The sequence below is a fragment of the Streptomyces sp. S063 genome (genome assembly GCF_002832675.1).
In the GTDB taxonomy this organism is placed as follows: Bacteria; Actinomycetota; Actinomycetes; order Streptomycetales; family Streptomycetaceae; genus Streptomyces; species Streptomyces sindenensis.
The window spans coordinates 6094879-6117498 of sequence record NZ_CP021707.1; the positions used below are offsets into that span (position 1 = coordinate 6094879).

The window sequence follows — 22620 nt, forward strand, 5'->3', positions numbered from 1 at the left end:
CAGGTCGTCATCGGTTCGTCCCTTCGCCTGTGGCAGGTCCCGTCAGGTGAGGGTCCAGCGCTGGTTACTGCCGTTCGAGCAGGAGTAGAGCTGGATCTGGGTGCCGTTGGCGGTGCCGGTCCCGACGGCGTCGAGGCAGAGGCCGGACTGGACGCCGACGATGGATCCGTCGGAGTTGACCCGCCACTTCTGGTTGTCGCCGCCCCAGCAGCTGTAGATCTGGACCTTGCTGCCGTTGCTCGTGCCGGCGGCGTCCAGGCATTTGTCGCCGTAGACCCGGAACTCACCTGAGGCGGTGGCCACCCACTGCTGGTTGGCGCCGCTGCCGCAGTCCCACAGCTGGAGCTGGGTGCCGTCGGCGGTGCCGGCGTTGGGCACATCCAGACAGCGGCTCGAACCGACGCCCTTGATCTGTCCGGAACCCGTCGGGGGCTCAGTTGTGCCGCCGCCGTTGAGCGCGTTGAGGACGGCCGAGTAGGCGGCCTTCTTGCTGCCGTCGTTGTTGAACAGCAGCGGTGTGTGCTCCGGTCGCCAGGAGTCGCTGTCGCGCACACCCCAGACGGTGACGCCGAGACAGCGCTCGACGGCCAGGCAGTCATTGATCACGTTGGCGTAGGTCGTGGGCGAGGCCCCCTGGATGTCCAGCTCGGTGACTGCCACGTCGACTCCGAGAGCGGCAAAGTTCTGCAGCGTGGTACGGAAGTTGCTGTTGTAGGGGCTGCCGTTGTTGAAGTGTGCCTGGAAGCCGACGCAGTCGATCGGCACGCCGCGCTGCTTGAAGTCCCGGACCATGGAGTACATGGCCTGGGTCTTGGCCCAGGTCCAGTTCTCGACGTTGTAGTCGTTGTAGCAGAGCTTGGCGGACGGGTCGGCGGCGCGAGCGGTGCGGAAGGCGAGTTCGATCCAGTCGTTGCCGCTGCGCTGCAGGTTGGAGTCGCGTCGGGCGCCCGAACTCCCGTCGGCGAAGGCCTCGTTCACGACGTCCCACTGGACGATTTTGCCCTTGTAGTGGGCCATCACGCCGTTGATGTGGCCGATCATCGCCTGGCGCAGATCGTTGCCGCTGAGGTTCTGCATCCAGCCGGGCTGCTGGGAGTGCCAGGCCAGGGTGTGGCCACGCACCTCCTTGCCGTTCTGCACCGCCCAGTTGTAGACGCGGTCGGCGGAGCTGAAGTTGAACTGGCCCCGCTGCGGTTCGGTGGCGTCGATCTTCATCTCGTTCTCGGCCGTCACCATGTTGAACTCACGGTTCGCGATCGACGCGTACGTCGAATCGCTCAGTCGGCCCGAGGCGATGGCGGTGCCGAAGTAGCGGCCGCTCTGGGCCGCCGCGGCGCCCAGCGTGCTCTCCGCGGCGTGTGCTTCCGGTGGTGCGACCAGCGCGCCGGACGCACCGAGGGCGCCGACGACCAGCGCTAACAGCAGGCTGCGAGTTTTCCGGCGGACACCGGGTCCGGGAAGGGCGTAGGAGCCCATGACTGTGCCTCCAAGGTGGAATCACGAAAGGACTGAGGGGGTGCGCGGATCTGCTGTGCGGGACAGAAGGCCGAGGCCGACGTTCGGTATCTCGGACCACGGTCAGTTCCTCAGACAGGGATGATTGAGGCAGCAGTGATGGGCCGTCAATACTTCCCGCAGCAGAAGTTTCGATTGATGATTCGAAATTTTCTGACCCCTCGGTGAGGGGGAATGCAGCCTCGGTGAAGCCGTCGGCGAACGTCGTGGGGTCGCGGTCGGGGGGAGTGCTCGGACGCTGTCTGCTCGGCTTCACCCCTCCGCTTACGCACCCTGGGCTGGGCGAATCGCATGCGCGCACCCAGAAAGGTTCGCTCGGCGCGATCGCTTGTCAGGGCCCGAGGGGGAGGCGCTGCCTATGGGCAGACCAGTGGTAAGCCTTGACCGGAGAACTCCGCGTCCCTAGCTTGTGGCGTCATAGCATCCGAGAGGTCTCGAAACTTTCGAAACTGTTCTCGGACCCTCGGTACTTCCGCTCCGCTGTTCATCAGGGTCACCTCAGCTCACCCTCAGGAGGCGCAGCTCATGTGGTATCGCCATTCGTTACCGGCCCGGCCAAGACGCCTGCTCGCGGTTCTTGCACCCTTGTTGCTCGTGGCCACCTTCCTCGGCGCCCAGCCCGCCGAGGCGGCGACCGTGGACCCCAGCGCCTCGTACGTGCTGGTCAATCGCAACAGCGGCAAGGCCCTGGACGTCTACAACAGGGCGACCGCCGACGGCGCCCGCATCACTCAGTGGACCAGGAACGATCAGAGCCAGCAGCAGTGGCAGTTCGTCGATTCCGGAGGCGGCTACTACCGCATCAAGTCCCGCCATTCGGGCAAGGTGCTGGACGTCTACAACTGGTCCACCGCGAACGGCGGGTCGATCGTCCAGTGGACCGACCTGAACGCCGCCAACCAGCAATGGCGGCTGACCGACAGCCCGGACGGCTACGTGAGGTTCATCTCGCGCCACAGCAACAAGGCCCTTGAGGTGCAAGGCGCCTCCACCGCCGACAACGCGAACACCGTCCAGTACGACGACTGGGGCGGCGCCAACCAGCAGTGGCAGCTCGTCAAGGTCGGCGGTGGCGGTACAGGCCCGTGCGATCTTCCGGGGACCTACCGCTGGGCCTCGTCGGGCCCGTTGGCGCAGCCCAGGCCGGGTTGGGTCTCGTTGAAGGACTTCACCGTCGTCCCCTACGAGGGCAAACAGCTCGTGTATGCGACGACGCACGACACGGGGACCCGCTGGGGTTCGATGAACTTCGGCCTGTTCTCCGATTGGTCCGAGATGGCCTCGGCCGATCAGAACGCGATGTCGGCTTCCACCGTCGCGCCTACGCTCTTCTACTTCGCGCCGAAGGGTGTCTGGGTGCTCGCCTACCAGTGGGGCGGCTCCGCCTTCTCCTACCGGACGTCGAGCGATCCGACCAACCCGAACGGCTGGTCATCCCCGCAGGTGCTCTTCTCCGGAAGCATTCCCGACTCCGGAACAGGCCCCATCGACCAGACGCTCATCGGCGACGGGACGAACATGTACCTGTTCTTCGCCGGTGACAACGGCAAGATCTACCGGGCCGACATGCCGATCGGAAACTTCCCGGGGAGCTTCGGCTCGACCTCGACAGTGGTCATGAGCGATACGACGAACAATCTGTTCGAAGCCCCGCAGGTCTACAAGCTGCAGGGCCAGAACCGCTACCTCATGATCGTCGAGGCGATCGGCTCGCAGGGCCGCTACTTCCGTTCGTTCACGGCAACCAGCCTGAACGGCGCGTGGACGCCCCAGGCGGCGACCGAGGGCAACCCCTTCGCGGGCAAGGCCAACAGTGGCGCCGCCTGGACGAACGACATCAGCCACGGCGAACTGATCCGCTCGAACCCCGACCAGACCATGACCGTCGATCCCTGCAATCTGCAGATGCTCTACCAGGGGCGCAGCCCCGACTCCGGCGGCGACTACGGCCTCCTGCCCTACCGTCCTGGTCTGCTGACGCTGCAGCGCTGACGACGTGACACATGCCCGGCTCCGACAGGGGCCGTGGCGGCGGGCTCGGCGGAAGGCCGGGCCCGCCAGGCCTGCCGACAACGTCAGCGCTCGTGCGGCGACGGCGCGCGGGGGTGGTCGACGTTCACCCCTACCGGCCCGGCCGGCACCCCCCGCGCGTGGACAGTTCCTGCAGCTCCCACGGGGGGATGCCCCACCCGCCTGCGCCCGTTCCGCCACGCAACTCGGCCCAGGGGTGCGGCGCCGCGCGATGTCAGCGACCGGCGTCTCCGGCACGACAGCGCCGGTTCACGCCCGATGCGGGAACCGGCGCCGCACGCGTCTGCGGCTACGGGGTGACGCAGCCGATCGAACCGACCGGGAAGTCGTTGCCGGTCGAGGTCGCGGTGAACCCGAAGGTGACGCTGCCCTCCGGTGCGATGGTGCGGTTGTGGTCGAGGTTCCCCACCGTGAGCGTGCCATCGGGCCCCGCGGTCAGCGCGCCGTTCCACACGCTGCTGATCTCGGTGCCCGGGCCGGGCTTCCACCGGACGGCCCAGCCCTCACGCGCCGTCGTGCCGTGGTTCATGACCTCGACCGAACCCTGGAACCCACCGCTCCAGGAGTTGGTCACGTTGTACAGGGCCATGCACCCGGTGTGCGGGTCGGTGGGTGTCGGAGTCGGGGTCGGAGTGGGCGTCGGATTCGGAGTGCCGCCCGAGCCGCGAATGCCGGTTACCTCGCCGTTGCCGCCGTCGAAGACGATGTCGGAGCAGGAGAAGAAGTTCTCCTGGCTGTCCGAGCGCACCCACTGGATGAACATGACCGCGTCACCCGAGCGGCCCGAGGGCAGGTCCAGGTCCCAGTAGTAGTGACCGTCGTCGGTGCCGGGACCGCCCGACTGCGGCGGGTCGGAGACGGTCTCGATCAGTTCCAGGTCGTCCCAGCCCAGTTCAGTGCTGGGCGAGTAGCCGGGCTTGGACAAGTACACCCGGAACGAGCCCGGGTGTGCCGCCCAGTTGCTGTGCTTGATCTGGATCGTCGTTCCGGATGTCAGGTGCGTCCGTGGCCAGTCGGAGCGCGGGGCGTTGTAGCCGGTGAAGTCGTACGGTGACCGGTCGCCGGCACTGCACAGCTTTCCGTCCGGTACGTAACCGGCGCCTCGCCCGCCCGCGTTGGAGTCGAGTACGGCGAACCAGTTGTACAGCGCGGTCGCGCCGCTCTCTTCGAGCGCGGCCCTGCACGCCGGGTTTGTCGGGTCCAGAGCGCCGGTGGCGGTCTTGGCGTCCAGCATGCAGAGGTAGGTGCGCGATCCCGGCGTCATCGTGACGCCGTGTGCTTGCGCGCTGCCCTGGCCCATTAATGACAGGCCGATTCCGCCGAGCAGTGTCGCGAGCACCGCCGCCAGGAGGGCGAACAGCTTCTTGCGTCGGGCCATGAGGTCTCCTGTGCCTGAGTGGGAACGTTCTTCCGGTTGCGCTTCTCTCTTGCGGCCGCCGTCGTGCGGGGGCCCGGGGGTGGACCGGCCGTCGTACCGCGGGAGTCGAAGGTGCGTGGACCGGCAGGCGAGGACCGCGGTGACGTCACCGGGGGCCGCGCCCTGGGGATGGGGGACGTGAGGGAGGCGGGGCCGACTCGTGGGCGCCCCGGTTCACGCGCGGCGATGCCGCTGGGGCCGGGGCCGTACGGGCGGGATCCCGACGCGGACCGGACCGGCGCCGGCGAGCGCGACGAGCAGGCTGTGCGTGGTCCTGGGGGGAGTGTGCTGACGCTCGCATGCGGGGTCTCTCCAGGAGGGGTGACCGGATGGGGCGATCACGGAAGGGGAAGCGCCGGCCGTGCACGTCTGGGAGCGCTCCCACCCGTTACCTTATGGACTGTAGAAGCGTTGCCGTGCTCCTGACAACCCGCTGGGTCGCCTTCCGTGACCCCGGCAAGGCGACGAATCCTGTGCAACCGCTTGACGGCACGTGCTCCGGCCCTCGACGTTGGGAGCGCTCCCACCTCTGTCCGCGCCTCTCTCGTAAGGACTTCAGTGTGCCGCGACATCAGCCGCTCGTTCCCCACCGGTCCCGCACGTTCCGCCGTCCGTTCCGAACCAGGCGCCTCGGCGTGTTAGCGGCCGTCGCAGCCGCCGCCGGGCTGCTGGCCGGCACCCTCGCCGTACCCGCCGGTGCGGCCCAGCCCCTCGACGAGGCCCCCGAGCTCATCATCAACGGGGACTTTTCCGCGGGCACCGCCCCGTGGTGGTCGACGGCCAACAGCCCCATCGCCGTCTCGGACGGACGGCTCTGCGCCGACGTCCCCGCGGGCACGGCCAACGCGTGGGACGCCATCGTCGGGCAGAACGCCCTCGCCCTCACCGCCGGCGAAGGGTACACGCTGAGCTACACGGCGACGTCGACCGTGCCGGTCACCATCCACACCAACGTGCAGATGGCGAACGAACCGTGGACCACGGAACTCGCCACCGCACAACAGGTCGGGACGACCGGCGAACGTTTCACGGAGACCTTCACGGCCGGAGCCGACCACGACGCGGCGCAGCTCGCCTTCCAAATCGGAGGCAGCGCCGAACCCTTCACCTTCTGCGTCGACGACGTATCGCTGCGCGGTGGGACCGCGCAGCCGCCGTACGAACCGGACACCGGATCCCCGGTCCGCGTCAACCAGGTCGGATACCTCACCCACGGCCCCAAGTCGGGAACCGTCGTCACCGAACGGACCGACCCGCTGCCCTGGACGCTCCATTCGGCCGCCGGGACCCGCGTGGCCGAGGGCACCACCACTCCGGCGGGCGTGGACACCGCATCCCGGCGGCATGTCCACACGTTCGACTTCAGTGCGGTGACGGCCACGGGAGAGGGATACACCGTCACCGTCGCGGGGGAGAGGAGCGAGCCGTTCGCCATCGGCGACAGCCTGTACGCGACGCTGCGCACCGACGCGCTCGCGTACTTCTACCACAACCGCAGCGGCATCGAAATCGACGCGGACATCGTGGGCGAGCAGTACGCGCGGCCGGCCGGTCATCTGGGCGTGAGCCCCAACCAGGGTGACAACGACGTACCCTGCCAACCGGGCGTGTGCGACTACCGTCTCGACGCGCGAGGCGGCTGGTACGACGCAGGTGACCACGGCAAGTACGTGGTCAACGGCGGTATATCGGTTGCCCAGTTGATGGCCGTGTTCGAGCGGACCCTGTACGAGGGGACAGCCGACGCGGGGCCGCTCGGCGACGGCGAGCTCCGGCTGCCCGAGCACGGGAACGGCACTCCCGACATCCTCGACGAGGCACGCTGGGAGCTGGAGTTCCTCATGCGGATGCAGGTGCCCGCAGGGGAGCCGCTCGCCGGTATGGCACACCACAAGCTGCACGACAAGGCGTGGACCGGGCTGCCGCTCCGGCCGGACCGTGACCCCCAGCCCCGGGAACTGCATCCGCCGACCACGGCGGCCACCCTCAACCTGGCGGCCGCCGCCGCCCAGTGCGCCCGTCTCTTCCGGGTCTACGACGCGGACTTCGCCACCCGGTGCGGGTCGGCCGCGCGTTCCGCGTGGACAGCGGCCAAGGCCCATCCCGACATCCTCGCTGATCCGCAGGACGCCACGGGCGGCGGCGCCTACAACGACGACGACGTACGGGACGAGTTCTACTGGGCCGCCGCGGAACTCTTCCTCACCACGGGCGAGGACAGCTACCGCCAGGAAGTCCTCCGCTCCCCGTTGCACGGTGACACCGACGCCGTCTTCCCGCGCGGCGGCATGTCCTGGGGCTCGGTCGCCGGGCTCGGAGCCCTGAACCTCGCGCGGGTGCCGGGCGGGCTGTCCGCCGATCAGCTCGCCACGGTGCGAGGCATGGTGACCGAGGCCGCCGACGGGTACGCCGCCGATTCGGCCCGGGCCGCGTACGGCCTTCCGTACGCCCCCGACGACGGGCACTACGTATGGGGCTCGAACAGTCAGGTCGCCAACAACATGGTCGTCCTGGGCTCCGCACACGACCTGACCGGCAGGACCGCCTACCGTGATGCCGTACTGCGCGGGCTCGACTATCTCCTGGGCCGCAACGCGCTGAACCAGTCCTATGTCACCGGGTACGGCGAGCGGGACTCGCGCAACCAGCACCACCGGTTCTGGGCCAACCAGCTCGACCCCGCACTGCCGAACCCCGCACCGGGGTCTCTGGCCGGTGGCCCGAACGCATCCATCGAGGACCCGGTCGCGCAGGCCAAGCTGAAGGGCTGCGCACCGGCGATGTGCTACATCGACGACATCGAGTCATGGGCCACGAACGAGATCACCATCAACTGGAACGCCCCGCTCGCCTGGGTCGCGTCCTATGCGGACGACCTGGGCGGCGGCGAGCCCGTGAGGACACAGTGCGAGGTGACCTACACCTCGCAGCGTTGGAGCGACGGCTTCACCACGCACATCGCTCTGAAGAACACCGGCGACCGCCCGGTGCGGTCCTGGCGGCTCGACTGGACGTTCGCCGACCAGCAGCAGGTGACCGACACCTGGGGCGCGGGTATCGGGCAGACCGGGCCCCGGGTCGCCGCCGAGGGCCTGAGCTGGAACGCCACCGTCGCGCCCGGTGGCACCGTGCGGTTCGGCTTCAACGGCCGACCCACCGGCCTCGTGCACGACCCTCAGGTCTTCAGGCTGAACGGCAAGGTCTGCGGGACGGCAGCACGACGATGAGGGGCCGGCCCGTCCCGCCACGCACGAGGAGAGCGGCGGGAATCCGCCTTCGGGCGCTACCGGATGTCTGCGTGACGAGTGGGCTGGACGGGCCGCTGCTGCCGCGGTGACCGAAAGGCGGGGCGGCCCGCCCGCCGGACATGTGTCCTGCCGACGGCCGGGTGGCGACGAGCTGCTCGGCCGTCATGGACGGGCGCGCCCGCGGTCGGCGGGGCTCCCCGTCGGCGCCGACGCCGTGCTCTTCCGCACGATCAGGCTCGTCGCCAGCTCCAGCCGGGTGGACACCGGTTCCTCGGCCCGTAGCCGCATCAGCATCTGTGTGGCCTCCTCCGCCATCCGACGCAGCGGCTGATGGACCGTGGTCAGTGCCGGGCTTGCCCAGCGCGCGATCGATACGTCGTCGTAGCCGACCACCGAGAGGTCGTCGGGGACGCGCAGGCCGTGGGCCCGGGCGGCTTCCAGGACGCCGAGGGCCTGGAGGTCGCTGCCCGCGAAGATCGCGGTGGGCGGGTGGGGCCCGGACAGCATCTCGGTGGCGCGGTCGTATCCGCCCTCCACGTGGAAGTCGCCGAACAGGATGAGATCGGGGTCCACTTCGAGCCCCGCCATGGTCATCGCCGACCGGTAGCCGTCGAGCCGGGCGCGGGAACAGAGCATGTCCTCGGGACCGGTGACGATGCCGATGCGCCGGTGCCCGTGTTCGATGAGATGGCGGGTGGCGGCGAGTCCGCCGTTCCAGTTGGCGGAGCCGACCGAGGGGACGTCGGGGTCGGGGTCGCCCGCCGGGTCGATGATGACGAAGGGGATCGAGCGGGACCTGAGCTGCTGTTTCACTGCGGTGGGCAGCGTGGAGAAGACCAGGACGACGCCGAGCGGCCGACGCTGGAGCATCGCCTCCATCCACTCCGGGCCGGGCGCGTGGCGGGTTCCGCTTTCGGTGAGGACGACCCCGGCGTTGTGGGCCTTGGCGACGTTCTCCACCCCCCGGATCAGCTCCATCGCCCAGATGCTCTCCAACTCGTGGAACACGATCTCGATGAGCGGAGCCTCGCGGGCCGACCGTGTGGTGCGCCGGTAGGCGTGGGCCTCCAGAAGGCGTTCCACCTTGACCCTCGTGGGGGCCGCCACGTCCTGCCGCCCGTTGAGGACCTTCGAAACTGTCGAAATGGAGACGCCGGCCCGCTCGGCCACCTGGGCCAGCGTGATGCGGCCCATTTCCTCGTCATCGCGCATGCCGAGGAGCATAGAGCACGCCTCGACCTCGCACTTTGCGTAACGATTTGGTGACGGCGTGACGGGGGGTTGACCCTCCGGAGAGGGAGTCCTAGCGTCCCGACTCACAAGTTTCGGCAATAACTCCGAAACAGTTTCGAGAGGCGAGTCGATGAAACAACGCGCACGGTTCTCGCGGACCGTTGTCGTCGGTGGTGCCGCGCTGGCCCTGGTGCTGTCCCTGACCGCGTGCGGGGGAGATTCCGACGCGGCCGGCGACGGCGCCATCCACGTCCTGGTCTACGGGGACGCCGCGAACAAGGTGGAGAAGGAGCTCGTCGCCACCTTCAACGAGACATCGGAGGTCAAGGTCGTCCTGGACACGATCCCGGGCGCCGACTACCAGGCCAAACTGCAGACGATCATCAGGAGCAAGCAGGCGCCCGACGTCTTCTTCAACTGGGGCGGCGGCAGCATCAAGCCGTTCGTCGACGCCGGTCTGCTGCTCCCGCTGGATCCCTTCATCGCCGACGACCCCGGCCTCAAGGCGAACTTCCTGCCGTCCGTGTTCAACAGCGCGGTGGTCGACGGCGCCTCCTACGGGATCCCCATGCGCGGCACACAGCCCGTCCTGCTGTTCAACAACGGCAAGGTCCTCAAGAAGGCGGGTGTCGAACCTCCGGAGACCTGGGACGACCTGCTGGCGGCGGTCAAGGCGCTGAAAGCCGACGGCGTCACCCCGATCGCGCTGGGCGGCGGCGACCGGTGGCCGACGCTGATGTGGTTCGAGTACCTCTACGACCGCATCGCCGGGCCCGAGCTCTTCCAGAAGGCGCTGGACGGCGACAAGGACGCCTGGGCGAGCCCGGACAGCCGGAAAGCGCTCAGCATGATCAGGCAGCTGGTGGACGCCGGGGCCTTCGGTACCAACTACGACTCGGTGAAGTTCACCGACCAGGGTTCCCCCACACTCCTGGCGACCGGCAAGGCAGGCTTCGAACTGATGGGCTCGTGGGAGTACTCGACGCAGCAGGACGCCCACCCGGAGTTCGCGAAGAACGACCTCGGATACAGCGCCTTCCCCTCCGTCGAGGGCGGCAAGGGCGACCCGGCGAACCTCGTCGGCAACACGAACAACTTCTACTCCGTGGTGAAGAAGACGAAGCACCCGCGGGCCGTCGCCGAGTTCCTGAAGCTCATGTACTCGGACCGGTTCGTGAAGGCACAGCTCTCCATCGGCAACCTGCCGACCACCACCAACACCGAAGGCCTCCTGGACACCGCCGCCAGCCCCGAGTTCGCGAAGTTCCAGTACGGCATGGTCAAGGAGGCCCCGGCGTTCCAGCTCTCCTGGGACCAGGCGTACCCCCAGTCGGCGGCCACCGCCATGTACCAGGCCCTCCAGCAGTTCTTCAATGGCTCGATGGACGAGGACGCCTTCATCGAGGCCATGCAGGCACTGCCGACCTCGTGACCTCACTCGAAACCGGACGCGGAACCCATGACATGAATCCAACCGCCGTCGTATCCGAACGTCCCGGGGACAGCGGGACGGCCGGGAGAGCCTTCAAGAAGGACGGACCTGTCGGTATCGGAGCGAGCCGGCCGGGGTTCCTCTGGGCGGCCCCGGCCGCCGTCTTCTTCGGCCTCTTCGCGATCGTCCCGCTGATCATGGTCGCCGTACTCTCCTTCGCCAGCTGGGACGGTCTCAGCGACCCGGAGTTCGCCGGCCTCGCCAACTGGAAGAAGCTCCTCGACGACCCCGTCATGATCAAGAGCCTCTGGCTGAGCGTCCTGCTCACCGTGCTCGGGGTCGCCGTGCAGACCCCGCTGAGCATTCTGCTCGGGGTCTGGGCGGCGGGACACCAGCGCAACCGGGCCGTCCTGTCCGCCATCTACTTCGTCCCGATGCTGCTGTCCATCGCGGCCGTGTCCGTGCTGTGGCGCGCTCTCCTCGACCCCAACCTCGGGGTCCCCGCCCACGCCACCTGGCTGTTCGGCGACGGCAACCTCTTCGGGGTGCAGGCCGGCGCGATCGGTGTTCTGGTCTTCGTCAGCACCTGGCAGTTCACTCCGCTGCACACGCTGATCTACCAGGGCGCGGCGCGCGCGGTGCCGCAGGTCCTCTACCAGGCGGCGCAGATCGACGGCGCGGGCCGGGTGCGGCAGTTCTTCCACATCACGCTGCCGCAGCTGCGCAACGCGATCATCACCTCGATGATCCTGATGGTGGTCGGCGGGCTCACGACCTTCGACACCGTGCTCATCCTGACCCAGGGCGGTCCGGGGAGCGACACCACCATCAGCGCCTACTACATGTACCAGAAGGCGTTCAAGAGCTTCGACTACGGATCGGCGTCCGCCATCGCCCTTCTCCTGGTCCTCGTCTCCACGCTCATCTCGCTGATCGTCGTGCGGCTCTCGGGCTACGACAGGATGCGCAGCACCATGGAGGGACTGTGAGCAAGAGCCGACCCAACCACCTCGCCGGCTTCGGCTCGGTGGTCTGGCTCCTCGTGGTGGGGCTGCCGCTGTACGTGATGCTCGTCGCCACGTTCCAGTCGCGCTCCGACTACGCGGCGAACGGCCCGCTGGCCTTCCCCGAGCACTTCACGCTCGACAACTACGTCAAGGACCTCAACAGCGGCTTCGCGCAGTACTTCCTCAACACGGTCGTCGTCACCGTGTGCGTGGTCGGCATCGTCGTCCTTCTCGTACCGCCGCTGGCGTACACCATCGTCAGAAGCCGGGGCCGGGCGACCACCACGGTCTTCCGGCTGTTCCTCCTGGGGCTGGCGATCCCCTCGCAGGCGGTCATCGTGCCGATGTTCTTCGTCATCAGCGAGGCCGGCCTCTACGACAACCTCATCGGCGTCATCCTGCCGACGGCGGCCTTCGCCATGCCGGTGTGCGCCCTGATCCTCACGGGCGTCATGCGTGACATCACCCCCGATCTGTACGAGGCGATGACGATGGACGGCGCTTCGTCCCGGCGCGTCTTCTTCCAGCTGGTGCTGCCGCTGTCCAGGAGCGGGCTCGCGACGATCGTCGTCTTCTCCGCCCTCCAGGCGTGGAACGGCTTCCTCTTCCCCCTCGTGCTGACGCAGTCCGCGGAGACCAAGGTCATCACCATGGGGCTCTACGAATTCCAGACGGAGCACGGCGTCGACACTCCCGGCCTGCTCGCCGCGGTCGTCCTGTCCATGCTCCCCATCCTGATCGTCTACCTGTTCGCTCGTCGGGCCCTGGTACAGGGGCTGATGGGGGTCGGAGGAAAGTGACCGCCAACATCGACAACGCCGGTGTGCGGAAAGCCGCCGGGACCACCGAGTCCGCGGCGCCGGCATCCGGCGCCACGGGCCACCGCACCGGACCCTGGCACGATCCCGGCCTCACCCCCGAGGCCAGGGCCGACGCCCTGATCGACGCCATGACCCTGCGGGAGAAGCTCTCCCAGCTCGTCGGCGTCTGGGTGGGCGCATCCGACGAGGGCGGCGAAGTCGCGCCGTTCCAGCACGACATGGAGGAGGCCGTCGACCTCGACGATCTTCTTCCACACGGCCTCGGCCAGCTGACCCGCCCGTTCGGGACGGCGCCGGTCGACCCGGCCGTGGGCGCCCTCTCACTGTCACGCACCCAGGAGCGGATCGCCGGAGCGAATCGGTTCGGCATCCCGGCGCTCGCCCATGAGGAGTGCCTCGCGGGCTTCGCCGCCTGGGGCGCGACGGCCTACCCGGTGCCGCTGTCCTGGGGCGCCACCTTCCATCCGGAACTGATCCGTGAGATGGCCGCCACGATCGGCCGCGACATGCGCTCCGTAGGCGTGCACCAAGGGCTCGCCCCGGTCCTCGACGTCGTACGCGACACCCGGTGGGGGCGCGTCGAGGAGACGATCGGCGAGGACCCGTATCTGGTGGGGACCATCGCCACCGCGTATGTACGGGGACTGGAGTCGGCCGGAATCGTCGCCACGCTCAAGCACTTCGCCGGGTACTCCGCCTCACGGGCGGGCCGTAACCTCGCCCCCGTCGGCATGGGCGCGCGGGAGCGGGCCGACATCATCCTGACCCCGTTCGAGATGGCCGTACGCGAAAGCGGCGTACGGTCGGTGATGCACGCCTACACCGACACCGACGGCATCCCCTCCGCGGCCGACGGGCAGTTGCTGACCGGTCTGCTCCGGGACACCTGGGGCTTCGACGGGACCGTTGTCGCGGACTACTTCGGCATCGCCTTCCTGAAGACGCTGCACGGGGTGGCGGGAACCTTCGGGGAAGCGGCCGGTGCCGCACTCGGCGCGGGGGTGGACGTGGAACTGCCGACCGTGAAGACCTTCGGCGACCCGCTCGCCGACGCCCTCGCCCAGGGCCTGGTGTCCGAGGCCCTGGTGGACCGTGCCGTACGCCGAGTTCTGGTCCAGAAAGTCCAGTTGGGGCTGCTCGACGCGGACTGGAGGCCGGAGCCGCCGGTGCTGGCCGGGGCCGCCGGCCCGGACGGGCCGGCGGATGGCAACTCACAGGTGCTGCGGGGGACCGTCCGGCTCGACACCGACGAGAACCGCGCGCTCGCCCGGCGCGTCGCCGAACAGGCCGTCGTGCTCCTGCGCAACGACGGCACCCTGCCCCTGGCGGCGGGCGCCGGGGCCCCGGCCCGTATCGCACTCATCGGACCCAACGCGGACACCCCGACGGCCGTCCTCGGCTGCTACGCCTTTCCCGTCCACGTCGGAGGCCGGCACCCCGGGACGCCGCTCGGCATCGACCTGCCCACCCTGCGCGAGGCATGCGCGGCGGAGTTCCCCCACAGCGAGCTCGTCACCGCGCGGGGTGCGGACATCGACGGCACGTCCACCGACGGGTTCGGCGAGGCCGTCGAACTGGCCCGGGGCGCCGACCTCGTGATCCTCGCACTCGGCGACCGGGCCGGGCTCTTCGGGCGCGGTACGAGCGGGGAGGGCTGTGACGCCGAGGACCTGGCCCTCCCCGGAGTCCAGCAACAGCTGCTCGACGTCCTCCTCGACACGGGCACGCCCGTCGTCGTCACCCTCCTCGCCGGGCGTCCGTACGCCCTCGGGCGGGCGGTGGACGAGGCGGCCGCGATCGTGCAGTCGTTCTTTCCCGGCGAGGAGGGCACGACGGCCATCGCCTCGGTGCTCAGCGGCCGCACCGCACCGTCCGGCCGGCTGCCCGTCGGCGTGCCGCGCCACCCGGGCTCCCAGCCGTCCACCTACCTGGCGGCGCGGCTCGGCCACGCCAGCGATGTGTCCAGCGCGGACCCGGCCCCGGCGTTCGCGTTCGGCCACGGTCTGACGTACACCGCCTTCGCGTGGGACGACCTCGTCGTGGAGCGCGGACGGGCCACGACGGAAGGGGAGTTCACCTTCTCCTGCACGGTCCGCAACACCGGTGCGCGGGAGGGAACCGAAGTGGTGCAGGTCTATCTCCACGACCCGGTCGCCTCCGTGGTCCAGCCGGTGCAGCGGCTCATCGGGTACGTACGACTCGACCTGGGGCCGGGACAGGCGGCCCGGGTGCGGGCGACGGTCCCGGCGGACCTCGCGTCCTTCACGGGCCGCGACGGCCACCGGATCGTCGAACCGGGCGATCTCGAACTGCGGTTGAGCGCATCGAGCGACGACCCGCGACTCGCCGCCCGGGTCACGCTGACCGGGCCGGTGCGAACGGTCGATCACACCCGGCGGCTGCACATGAACATCACGACGGAGCTACTCACGGACACGCCGTAGACGGGACCGGACCGAGGGGGAGGCGGGTCCGCCGCCAGGCCAGGGATTCCGCGGAGACCGCCAGGCCGGTGTCCGGGAAGGGGGTCACCAGGGAGCGGAGGGCGATCTCGGCCTCGGCCCGGGCCGGCGGAGCGCCCGGGCAGCGGTGGATGCCGTGGCCGAAGGACTTCGCTTCCCCGCTCCATGAGCTGGCGGATCACGCCGGCCATCACCTCGGCCTCGTGCTCGTCCTCGCTCGTGTAGCTGGTCCGGCCGGACACGCGCCGCACGAGGGCGGGGTCGGACCCGGTGACACTTCGGTTGACGCCGGGCAGTCACTCTGGCGTGCGTGACCAATGCTTCGTCACCACTGAAGTGTCGAGGGGGTGGGTGGTGGCACCGGTCGGCCTGGGGTCGAGCTTCACGGGGGCGAACTCGGCCGACAGCCCGGCCGGCCGCGCCCCGCCGCCGTGACGGCGGGGCTTGCGGCCTCACAGCCGCTTCGCGCTCCGCAGCGTCTTCGCGTAGTAGCCGTTGCCGTCCAGCCGGGAGACTCCGCCGACGTCGCCGATGGTCGGGCCGTTGATCTCCTCGCGGCTGGAGATGAAGATCAGGTGGCCCTCGGTGTCGTAGCCGAGCACGATGCCGACGTGGTCGAGCCGTTCCTTGGTGCGGGCGTCCAGCTTGAAGAAGACGAGGTCGCCCGGCTGCAGCTGGTCGATGGCGGAGGGCCGGTCGTCGGGGCCCACGCCGGTCAGCGGGAGCACGTCGGCGCCCTCGTCGGAGCGGGCCATGCCGTTGGCGGTGCGCGGCAGTCCGTCGCCGGAGGTGTCCGAGGACATCAGCGGGTACCGGGTGCGGTAGCCGAGCACCATCCGGATGAACCCCGAGCAGTCCAGGGACTTGGCGCGCATGGACTCCGGGGTGCCGGTCTGCCCGTCGCGGAAGGGGTAGGGCAGGCCGAGGTAGTCGTAGAAGTCGGACTGCTCCAGGCGCAGGTCGCCGCCTTCGGCGCCGGTGGTGTTCAGCGGACCGAAGTTGGCGTCACCGGCGTAGGCGACACCCTGCTCGTCCTTCTTCTGCGGGGCGCCGGCCACGTACTGGAAGGCGGTGGCGAAGACGTCGTCCTCCTTGCTGTCCGCGTACTCGGCGTGCCAGTCGGTGAACCACTTCTCCTTCTCGGCGCCCTTCTTCCACGGTTCCGGCATCAGACGCACCCAGTCCGTGGTGGAGACCTTGGAGGCGGTGGAGGCCGGTTCGGTGAAGGTGCGGGCCGGGCCGGTGAGCGTGGCCAGGCGCGCCCCGTCGGTGAACACCGCCTTGATCTGGCCGTCGGAACCGCGCAGCACGGAGCGCGCCGGGTTCTCCAGCCGGGACCACGTGGCCTCGCCCTTGTCGTCGGCGGAGCCGGAGCTCTTGCCGCCGTCCAGGACGCCGACGTTGCGGACCTCGGTCACCCCGGGCGCCTCCTGCTTGCGCAGTTCCAGGGTGAGGTAGCCGGAGGTCGCGACGAGCGCCAGCACCACCAGTCCCGAGACGACGGGCCGTGACTTCTTCTTCCCTGCCATCGGTTACTCCTCGGTTGTTCGTGGGCGGCCGGTCAGACAGCGGGCATGATGCCGAGCAGCAGCCCGGCGGCGACGACGATGTAGGCCATGAGCGAGACCGTGCCGGTGGCCAGCAGCGTGGGGCCCTTCGGCTGGCGCACCAGCTGGTAGGCGATCAGGCCGGGCACGATGAAGCCGAGGGTCTGGTTGCCGTAGAGCAGCGGGAACTCCAGCGACAGCAGGATCATCACCGTGCTCTGGAGCAGCACGCCGAGCAGGACGACCGAGGCGAACAGCCGCTTGCCGTACAGGATCACCAGCCGCTGCATGACCTTGGTGCCGGCGTAGGTGAGCGCTGTGACGCCCAGCACCATCGCCGCGCGCTGGACGTCCTCGATCAGCGTCAGCGCGAGCCACCCCGGCGTGATCATCCCGCCGGGCGAAAGGTTGGTGGTGAGGTAGCACAGCAGCGAGAAGAACAGCCCTATGGCGATACCCAGGGCGGCCATCTCGGGGGTCAGTGCGGCGGTGGTCAACGGGATCTCCGGGCGTCGTCGTGCGGCTCGTCGTGGGGCGGCCAGATGTGCGGGGCGGGCTCGTACGGCTGCTTCCGCGGCGCGTCGGCGAAGAACTCGAAGGGGTGGTCCTGTTGTCTCCGGCCCTGCCCCTGGCCCTGGTTCTGGACCGGTCCCTGGTGGTGGCCCTGGCCCTGGCCCTCGCCCTGGATCTGGTTCTGACCCGGGTCCTGCGGGGGATACGGCTCGCGCGGCGCGTACGGCTCCTGCTGGGCGTGCGACTCGCGCTGCCCGTACCGCTCCTGCCGCGCGTACTGCTCGTGTTGCTGCGGCTGCGGCTGCGGCCGGTAGGAATCCGTCGGCTGCGCCGGGATGCGTACCACCGGGATCTCCTGCGTCTGCGAAGCCTGGTAGCGCTCCTCGTACGCCGGGTGGTACGAGGCGAACGGGTCCAGGCGGGACGCCTGGGCCGGATTCGCGGCGACCGGGTTCGGGGTCTCCTCGTCCGCCTCGCTCTCGTCGGCGGGGAGCTCGGCGAGGTATTCCAGCAGCTCCTCGCCCTGGCCGTGGATGTTGCCGATGGCCACCAGCGACGCGCCGTCGGACATCCGGCCGAGCATCGCCGGCATGAACTCGTCGGCGGCCCGCTTCTCGCCGCCCAGGTCGACCGCCCGGTCCTGCCAGTCGGCGGGGATGGCGTCGATCGCGCTCTTGGCGGGGTGCCCGATGACGAAGACGTTGTCGGGCTGGAGGTCGGGGATGATCTCACCCATCTGCCCGTTGCGCTCCACGCGGTCGGGGCGGCAGTTGATCACCACGTTCAGCGGGCGGCGGATGGCGCCGAGGTCGAGCAGCTGGTTGATGTTCATCAGCGTCGACTCGGGGTCGTTGGCCGCGAAGACGTTGGCGAAGGCGAGCCGGTTGCCGTCGGGGGCCACATAGCGCTCCACGGAGAGCACACCCGGGTCCGGCGGGGCGTCGTACATCCCCTGGAGCGCGACCTCGCGCTCGACACCGAGCAGGTCGGCGACGACCAGGGCGATCGCCACGTTCTCCTTGAAGGTGAACCAGCTGAAGCCGCGCAGCTCCTCGTCGCTGACGGTCTCCGGGTCGGCGTACACCAACTGGCAGTTCCGGGCGTCCGCCTCCTCCTGGAGGATGTGGAAACGTTCCTTCTCGGCGGTCACGCAGATGCCGTCCTCGGGCATCGAGCGGCACAGCGAGCGGGCCACGTCGTCGAGGGTGGGGCCCATCTCGGCGAGGTGGTCCTCGCGCACGTTGCAGAGCACGCCGATCGTCGAGCGGATCAGCTTGCTCTGGTTGACCTCCTGGAGGGCCGGCATCACGGCCATGCACTCGATGACGAGCGCGTCGGGCCGGTAGGTGGCCGCCCGGCGGACGATGCCGATCTGCTCCACCACGTTGGCGATGCCGAACTTGCGGTAGACCGGCTCCTCGGTGGCGTCCGGGTGGATGAAGCGGGCAGCCGTCCCGGTCGTCTTGGCGACGGTGATCAGATCACCGCCCCGCAGGGCGCCCGCGCAGAGCCGGGTGATGGAGGACTTGCCGCGGATGCCGTTGACGAGCACCCGCGAGGGGATGGTGTGCAGCGCGGCGTAGTGCCGCCGCTGCTCCACGATGCCCGCGACGAGCAGGAACACGCTGCCGGTGAGCAGGACGAAGTAGAGGTAGAGCACGCTGGTTCACCTTCCTCCGGCGCCGGGCCGGGTCTCGGCGGGCCGGCGCGCCTGGGTCTGCCGACGGGCCTGCAACTGCTGGCGGATCAGTTCGAGGCTCCGGACGACGGCGCCCACCTCGTCCTGGTAGCGGGGGTAGTGCACGGTCTTGAGGTCTCCGTCGGCGAGCTTCTCGGCGGCCGCCGCGAGGGCCCGCAGGGGCCGTACGACGACGAGGTGGATCCAGCCCAGACAGACCACGATCAGGGCGAGGCCGAGCAGGCTGGCGAGCACGCTGCGGTCCTCGCGCTCGTAGGCGGTGATCTCGAAGCGGCCGGCGTCCTGCCAGCTCACGACGGTCCAGCCCACATCGGAGGCGACACCGCCGCCGGTGAACGGCGCGGCGGCGGCCACGGTGACGGCGCCACCGTCCCGGATGAGCAGCCCGTTCTCCAGCGGCCCGGCGCCCACCCGCACATTGGCGGCGCGCACCAGGTCGGGCAGCGCGTCGTTCGGCAGCCCCTCGAAGGCGCGGAATCCGTCGCTGGCGGCGACGGTCCGCGCGTCCGCGTTCACGATCCGGACCTCGCCGAGGCCGGGCCGCTTCAGCAGCGAGTTGAGGAACTCCACCCGCACCTCGCCGACCAGGGTCATGCCCTTGCGCTCCGGCACGGGCGCCCCGGCCTGGACGACGGGCCTCTTCTCGCCCTGGCCGGAGACGCGGACCAGCGACGGGTCCTTCTCCGCGCTCCACGGGTGGGTGTCGCCGCCGGCCCGGGCGACGATGTCGCCGTTCGCGCCGACGACGTACAGCGCCTGGTAGCGGGTGTGCTCGCGCAGGGCGTTCTTCAGCACGGTCTCGGTGCCGGCGGGGTCGTCGACGTCGAGCAGGCGGGAGGTGGAGACGAGGTCGGCCTGGGCCTCGTTCAGCGCCCGGCGGGCCCGGTCGGCGACCAGGTCGGTGCGGTCGCGCTGGTCGTTGACCATGACGGCGGGGATGCTGACGGTCCCGTCCGTGCGGTTGAGCAGGAGGCCTACGGGAACGCACCACAGCAGCAGGAGGACCGCCGTCAGCGCCAACGGTCCGCGCGCGCCGCCCCGGAACCGGCCGGGCGGGCGGGCGCCCACGGGGCCGTCGGAGGCCTGAGCACCGCCGAGCTGGCCGCGGATACGTTCCAGCGCGGCGCCGATCCGGGCGGCCTCGCCCCAGCGGGGCACGGTGACCGGGCGGATCAGGTCGCCGCGGGCGAGCCGGCGGGACTCCAGGAACAGTCCGAGCAGCGGGCGCTGCACGGTCATCCACAGCACGGCGACCGCGAGCAGGCCGAGCAGCACCAGGGCGCCCGCCGCGAGCAGCCCGAAGAGCTGCCGGCTGTCGTCGGTGAAGGTCTGCTGCTGGACCACCGGGAGCAGGGAGACGACCGTGAGGCCGAGACCGGCGGCGACGCTCTCCCCGTCCTCCGGGTCGGAGGCGGCGAGGGAGGCGTACCCCACGGTGGCGACCCGGCCGTTGTAGCCCCCGCCCACCAGGGTTCCGCTGACCCCGGGGTAGCCGCGGGAACCGGGCTCCCGGGCGCTGACCGGGTTCTGCTCGGTCTCCTCGGCGGCCTGGTCGGACAGCCGGGTCATCTGCTTCTGGAGGAAGGTGAGTTCCTTGCGCTCCGCGTCCGAGTTCAGCGCCTCGGACTGCTCGAAGCCGGCGGTCGCGAGGATCTCGCCACCGCGCGCGACGACGGCCATGCTGCGGAACGGGCCCAGGTTGATGGGCGGCACGGAGAGGCTGTTGGAGGCGACCAGCAACTGCTGCGCCCCCTGCTTCCCCTCCAGCACGGCCATCGTCATCAGGCGTACGTCGCCGGTCTCCAGCCGCACCATCCGCGGGGTGAGCGCCTTGTCACCGGTGAGGACGTCCTTGTCCACCCAGGCGAGCGGGATGCGCTCCCCGCGGGCGGCGAGCACCTTGCCGTCCGCCAGGTCCAGCACCGTGGTGCCGGTCCACTTCTGGTACGCCTTGCTCAGGTCCGACAGCACGCGCTCGGGGTCGGCCGGCTTGCCCGTGTTCAGGGCGGCCGCGGTGCGTTCGAGGTCCGTGACCCGCTCGTCGATCGAGGCGCGCAGGGCGATGGCGCCGTCCTCGGCGAAGTACTGCTGGGAGGAGAGCACCGCCTTCGGCACGACCGGTTCCGAGCCCGGCCCCAGCACCTTGGCCGTGAGCCCCGCGAGGGCGAGGATCAGCACGCACAGCAACGCGATCGGCGGCCGGATGCCACCCAGCAGCGGCATGTCCGCACGTCTGCGGCTGCGCCGCCGGCCTTTCGGCACGAGGGGCGCGGCAGGAGTCGATGTCACCGGTTTCTTCCTTGGTCGCTGCGTGTGCTCAGTGCCCGGAGGAAGCACCGCTGTCGCGTGGCTGCGAGACGCTGTCGTAGAGAAGTTCGAGACGCTGTCATAGGAAAGACGGACAAGCGCCTAAGAGGTTGTACTCATCGGCATATGAGCGGGTGTGTGCCTGGTCACTTCTCCAGGGACAGCCGCTTCAGGCCGTCACCGCCCGGAGCTCCCCGGTTGTAGAGGAAGCCGCGCGTGCGGTCCTCGGCCAGGCGGTAGCGCGCGGTCCGGTCGGCGGGCAGCCCTTCGGGGTTCTCCAGTGCCTGCTGTACGTCCACCAGCCGGAGGTCCTCGACGGCGCCCTCGGGGGCCTTCTCCCCGGGTTCGATCTCCGGCGGAACGTCGACGAGCGTGGTGCGGTAGCGGGCCGAGACGTCCCAGCCGTCGGCGGTCTCGCGGAACTCGAACCAGCCGATGGCCCCCTCCTCGGTGAGGCCGGTCGGCGAGGAGTGCCGGGCCACCTGGTTGCCGAGGCTGTAGGCGACCCAGGTGCCGTTGACCTTCTGGATCGGCTGCACCACGTGGGCGTGGTGCCCGATCACCAGGTCGATACCGGTCTCCTCGGTGATCCGCTGGGCCATGTCCAGCTGCGGGACGCTCGGCTCGTTGTAGTGCTCCAGGCCCCAGTGCAGGGAGAGCAGTACCACCTCGGCGCCCTTGTCGCGGGCCCGCTTCTCGTCCTTCTTGATGTCCTCGGTACGGGAACGGTTGAAGGCCCAGCTCTGCTTCTCGGGCGTGGGGTTGAGGAAGGACTCCCAGGAGTACGAGAGGTGAGCGACCTTGACGCCGTTGACGTCCCGGATGTTGATCTGCTCTGCTTCCTTCGGCGTCCGCGCCGACCCGCTGTGCCCGAGGCCCACCTTGTCCATGGCGTCCAGCGTGCGGCGCACGGCTTTCAGTCCATGGTCGAAGGTGTGATTGGAGGCTGTCGAGCAGGTGTCGTATCCGACGTCTTTCAGGCTGGTCAGGATCTGCGGCGGAACCAGGAATTCCGGATATCCCTGGAACGGCCCCTTGGGGTTCCCGACAGGTGTCTCCATGTGACAGATCGCGAGGTCGGCCTTGCTGATCACTGGCTTCACCCCGGCGAGCAGCGGCCCGAAATCCAGGCCGGCCTCCCCGCGTCCGCTCTTCTCCGCATCCTTGGCGGCCTGCTCGACCAGCTCGGGATGGATGAGGACGTCTCCGGCCGCGGCGACGGTGAAACTGCGGCCGCCGGCCTTGGCCTCGGGTTGCGCCGGCTGCGAGCCGCACGACACGGTCAGGCCGACGGCTATCGCCAGCAGGCCCGCCGCCCGACCCATACCGAGAGAATTACGGAATGTCACTGAGTCATACTTACATGCGCCTCGTGTGTGATCGTCGTA

At 69.6% G+C, this 22620-nt stretch carries 14 protein-coding genes and 1 pseudogene; 6 read left to right on the forward strand and 9 right to left on the reverse strand.

The window, feature by feature from the left end:
• Window positions 1-42 precede the first annotated feature (42 nt).
• Window positions 43-1476, reverse strand: a complete 1434-nt coding sequence (locus tag CCZ36_RS27880) for an endo-1,4-beta-xylanase (protein WP_069736858.1) — start codon at window positions 1474-1476, stop codon at window positions 43-45.
• A gap of 564 nt (window positions 1477-2040) precedes the next feature.
• Between CCZ36_RS27880 and CCZ36_RS27885 the strand changes: the two genes are divergently transcribed.
• Window positions 2041-3507, forward strand: coding sequence for a non-reducing end alpha-L-arabinofuranosidase family hydrolase (locus CCZ36_RS27885; RefSeq protein ID WP_128818802.1), 1467 nt, complete (start codon window positions 2041-2043; stop codon window positions 3505-3507).
• A gap of 328 nt (window positions 3508-3835) precedes the next feature.
• Here the strand turns inward: CCZ36_RS27885 and CCZ36_RS27890 are convergent, their stop codons facing one another.
• Window positions 3836-4924, reverse strand: coding sequence for a lytic polysaccharide monooxygenase (locus CCZ36_RS27890; RefSeq protein ID WP_069736860.1), 1089 nt, complete (start codon window positions 4922-4924; stop codon window positions 3836-3838).
• A 674-nt stretch (window positions 4925-5598) separates the two neighbouring features.
• Here CCZ36_RS27890 and CCZ36_RS27895 point away from each other — a divergent pair.
• On the forward strand, window positions 5599-8190 hold the full coding sequence (locus tag CCZ36_RS27895) for a glycoside hydrolase family 9 protein (protein ID WP_128818803.1): 2592 nt from the start codon (window positions 5599-5601) through the stop codon (window positions 8188-8190).
• Window positions 8191-8373: 183 nt separating this feature from the next.
• Here CCZ36_RS27895 and CCZ36_RS27900 read toward each other — a convergent pair whose 3' ends face one another.
• A complete protein-coding gene (locus CCZ36_RS27900) occupies window positions 8374-9435 on the reverse strand; it encodes a LacI family DNA-binding transcriptional regulator (protein WP_069736862.1) in 1062 nt (353 codons plus the stop codon).
• 139 nt (window positions 9436-9574) lie between these two features.
• Here CCZ36_RS27900 and CCZ36_RS27905 point away from each other — a divergent pair, with 139 nt between their 5' ends.
• Genes CCZ36_RS27905 through CCZ36_RS27920 form a run of 4 tightly spaced genes read left to right on the forward strand, consistent with a single transcriptional unit; the run spans window position 9575 to window position 15148 of the window.
• On the forward strand, window positions 9575-10876 hold the full coding sequence (locus CCZ36_RS27905; protein ID WP_128818804.1) for an ABC transporter substrate-binding protein: 1302 nt from the start codon (window positions 9575-9577) through the stop codon (window positions 10874-10876).
• A 32-nt stretch (window positions 10877-10908) separates the two neighbouring features.
• On the forward strand, window positions 10909-11865 hold the full coding sequence (locus CCZ36_RS27910; protein WP_234427831.1) for a carbohydrate ABC transporter permease: 957 nt from the start codon (window positions 10909-10911) through the stop codon (window positions 11863-11865).
• Window positions 11862-12683 carry a carbohydrate ABC transporter permease gene (locus CCZ36_RS27915; RefSeq protein WP_069736864.1) on the forward strand — a complete coding sequence of 274 codons (822 nt, stop codon included), beginning with the start codon at window positions 11862-11864 and terminating at the stop codon, window positions 12681-12683. Before CCZ36_RS27910 ends, CCZ36_RS27915 begins: the two co-directional genes overlap by 4 nt.
• A complete protein-coding gene (locus CCZ36_RS27920) occupies window positions 12680-15148 on the forward strand; it encodes a beta-glucosidase (RefSeq protein ID WP_069736865.1) in 2469 nt (822 codons plus the stop codon). The genes CCZ36_RS27915 and CCZ36_RS27920 overlap by 4 nt, the downstream gene beginning before the upstream one ends.
• On the opposite strand, the pseudogene CCZ36_RS36025 reads toward CCZ36_RS27920, so the two are convergent.
• From CCZ36_RS36025 to CCZ36_RS27955, 6 genes and pseudogenes are all read right to left on the reverse strand, one after another.
• Window positions 15132-15314, reverse strand: a pseudogene (locus CCZ36_RS36025) (hypothetical protein); the annotation flags it as partial. The gene CCZ36_RS27920 and the pseudogene CCZ36_RS36025 overlap by 17 nt on opposite strands.
• A 304-nt stretch (window positions 15315-15618) precedes the next feature.
• Window positions 15619-16695: a C40 family peptidase gene (locus CCZ36_RS27935; protein WP_069736866.1), complete on the reverse strand. Its 1077-nt coding sequence runs from the start codon at window positions 16693-16695 to the stop codon at window positions 15619-15621.
• 32 nt (window positions 16696-16727) lie between these two features.
• Complete coding sequence (locus tag CCZ36_RS27940) at window positions 16728-17210, reverse strand: poly-gamma-glutamate biosynthesis protein PgsC/CapC (RefSeq protein ID WP_006128197.1); 483 nt, start codon at window positions 17208-17210, stop codon at window positions 16728-16730.
• On the reverse strand, window positions 17207-18886 hold the full coding sequence (gene pgsB, locus CCZ36_RS27945) for a poly-gamma-glutamate synthase PgsB (protein ID WP_128818805.1): 1680 nt from the start codon (window positions 18884-18886) through the stop codon (window positions 17207-17209). The genes CCZ36_RS27940 and pgsB overlap by 4 nt, the downstream gene beginning before the upstream one ends.
• A gap of 6 nt (window positions 18887-18892) precedes the next feature.
• Entirely contained in the window at window positions 18893-21148 is a 2256-nt protein-coding gene (locus CCZ36_RS27950) for a cache domain-containing protein (RefSeq protein WP_079133987.1), read from the reverse strand.
• Window positions 21149-21378: 230 nt separating this feature from the next.
• Window positions 21379-22557, reverse strand: coding sequence for a CapA family protein (locus CCZ36_RS27955; RefSeq protein WP_069736869.1), 1179 nt, complete (start codon window positions 22555-22557; stop codon window positions 21379-21381).
• Window positions 22558-22620 lie beyond the last annotated feature (63 nt).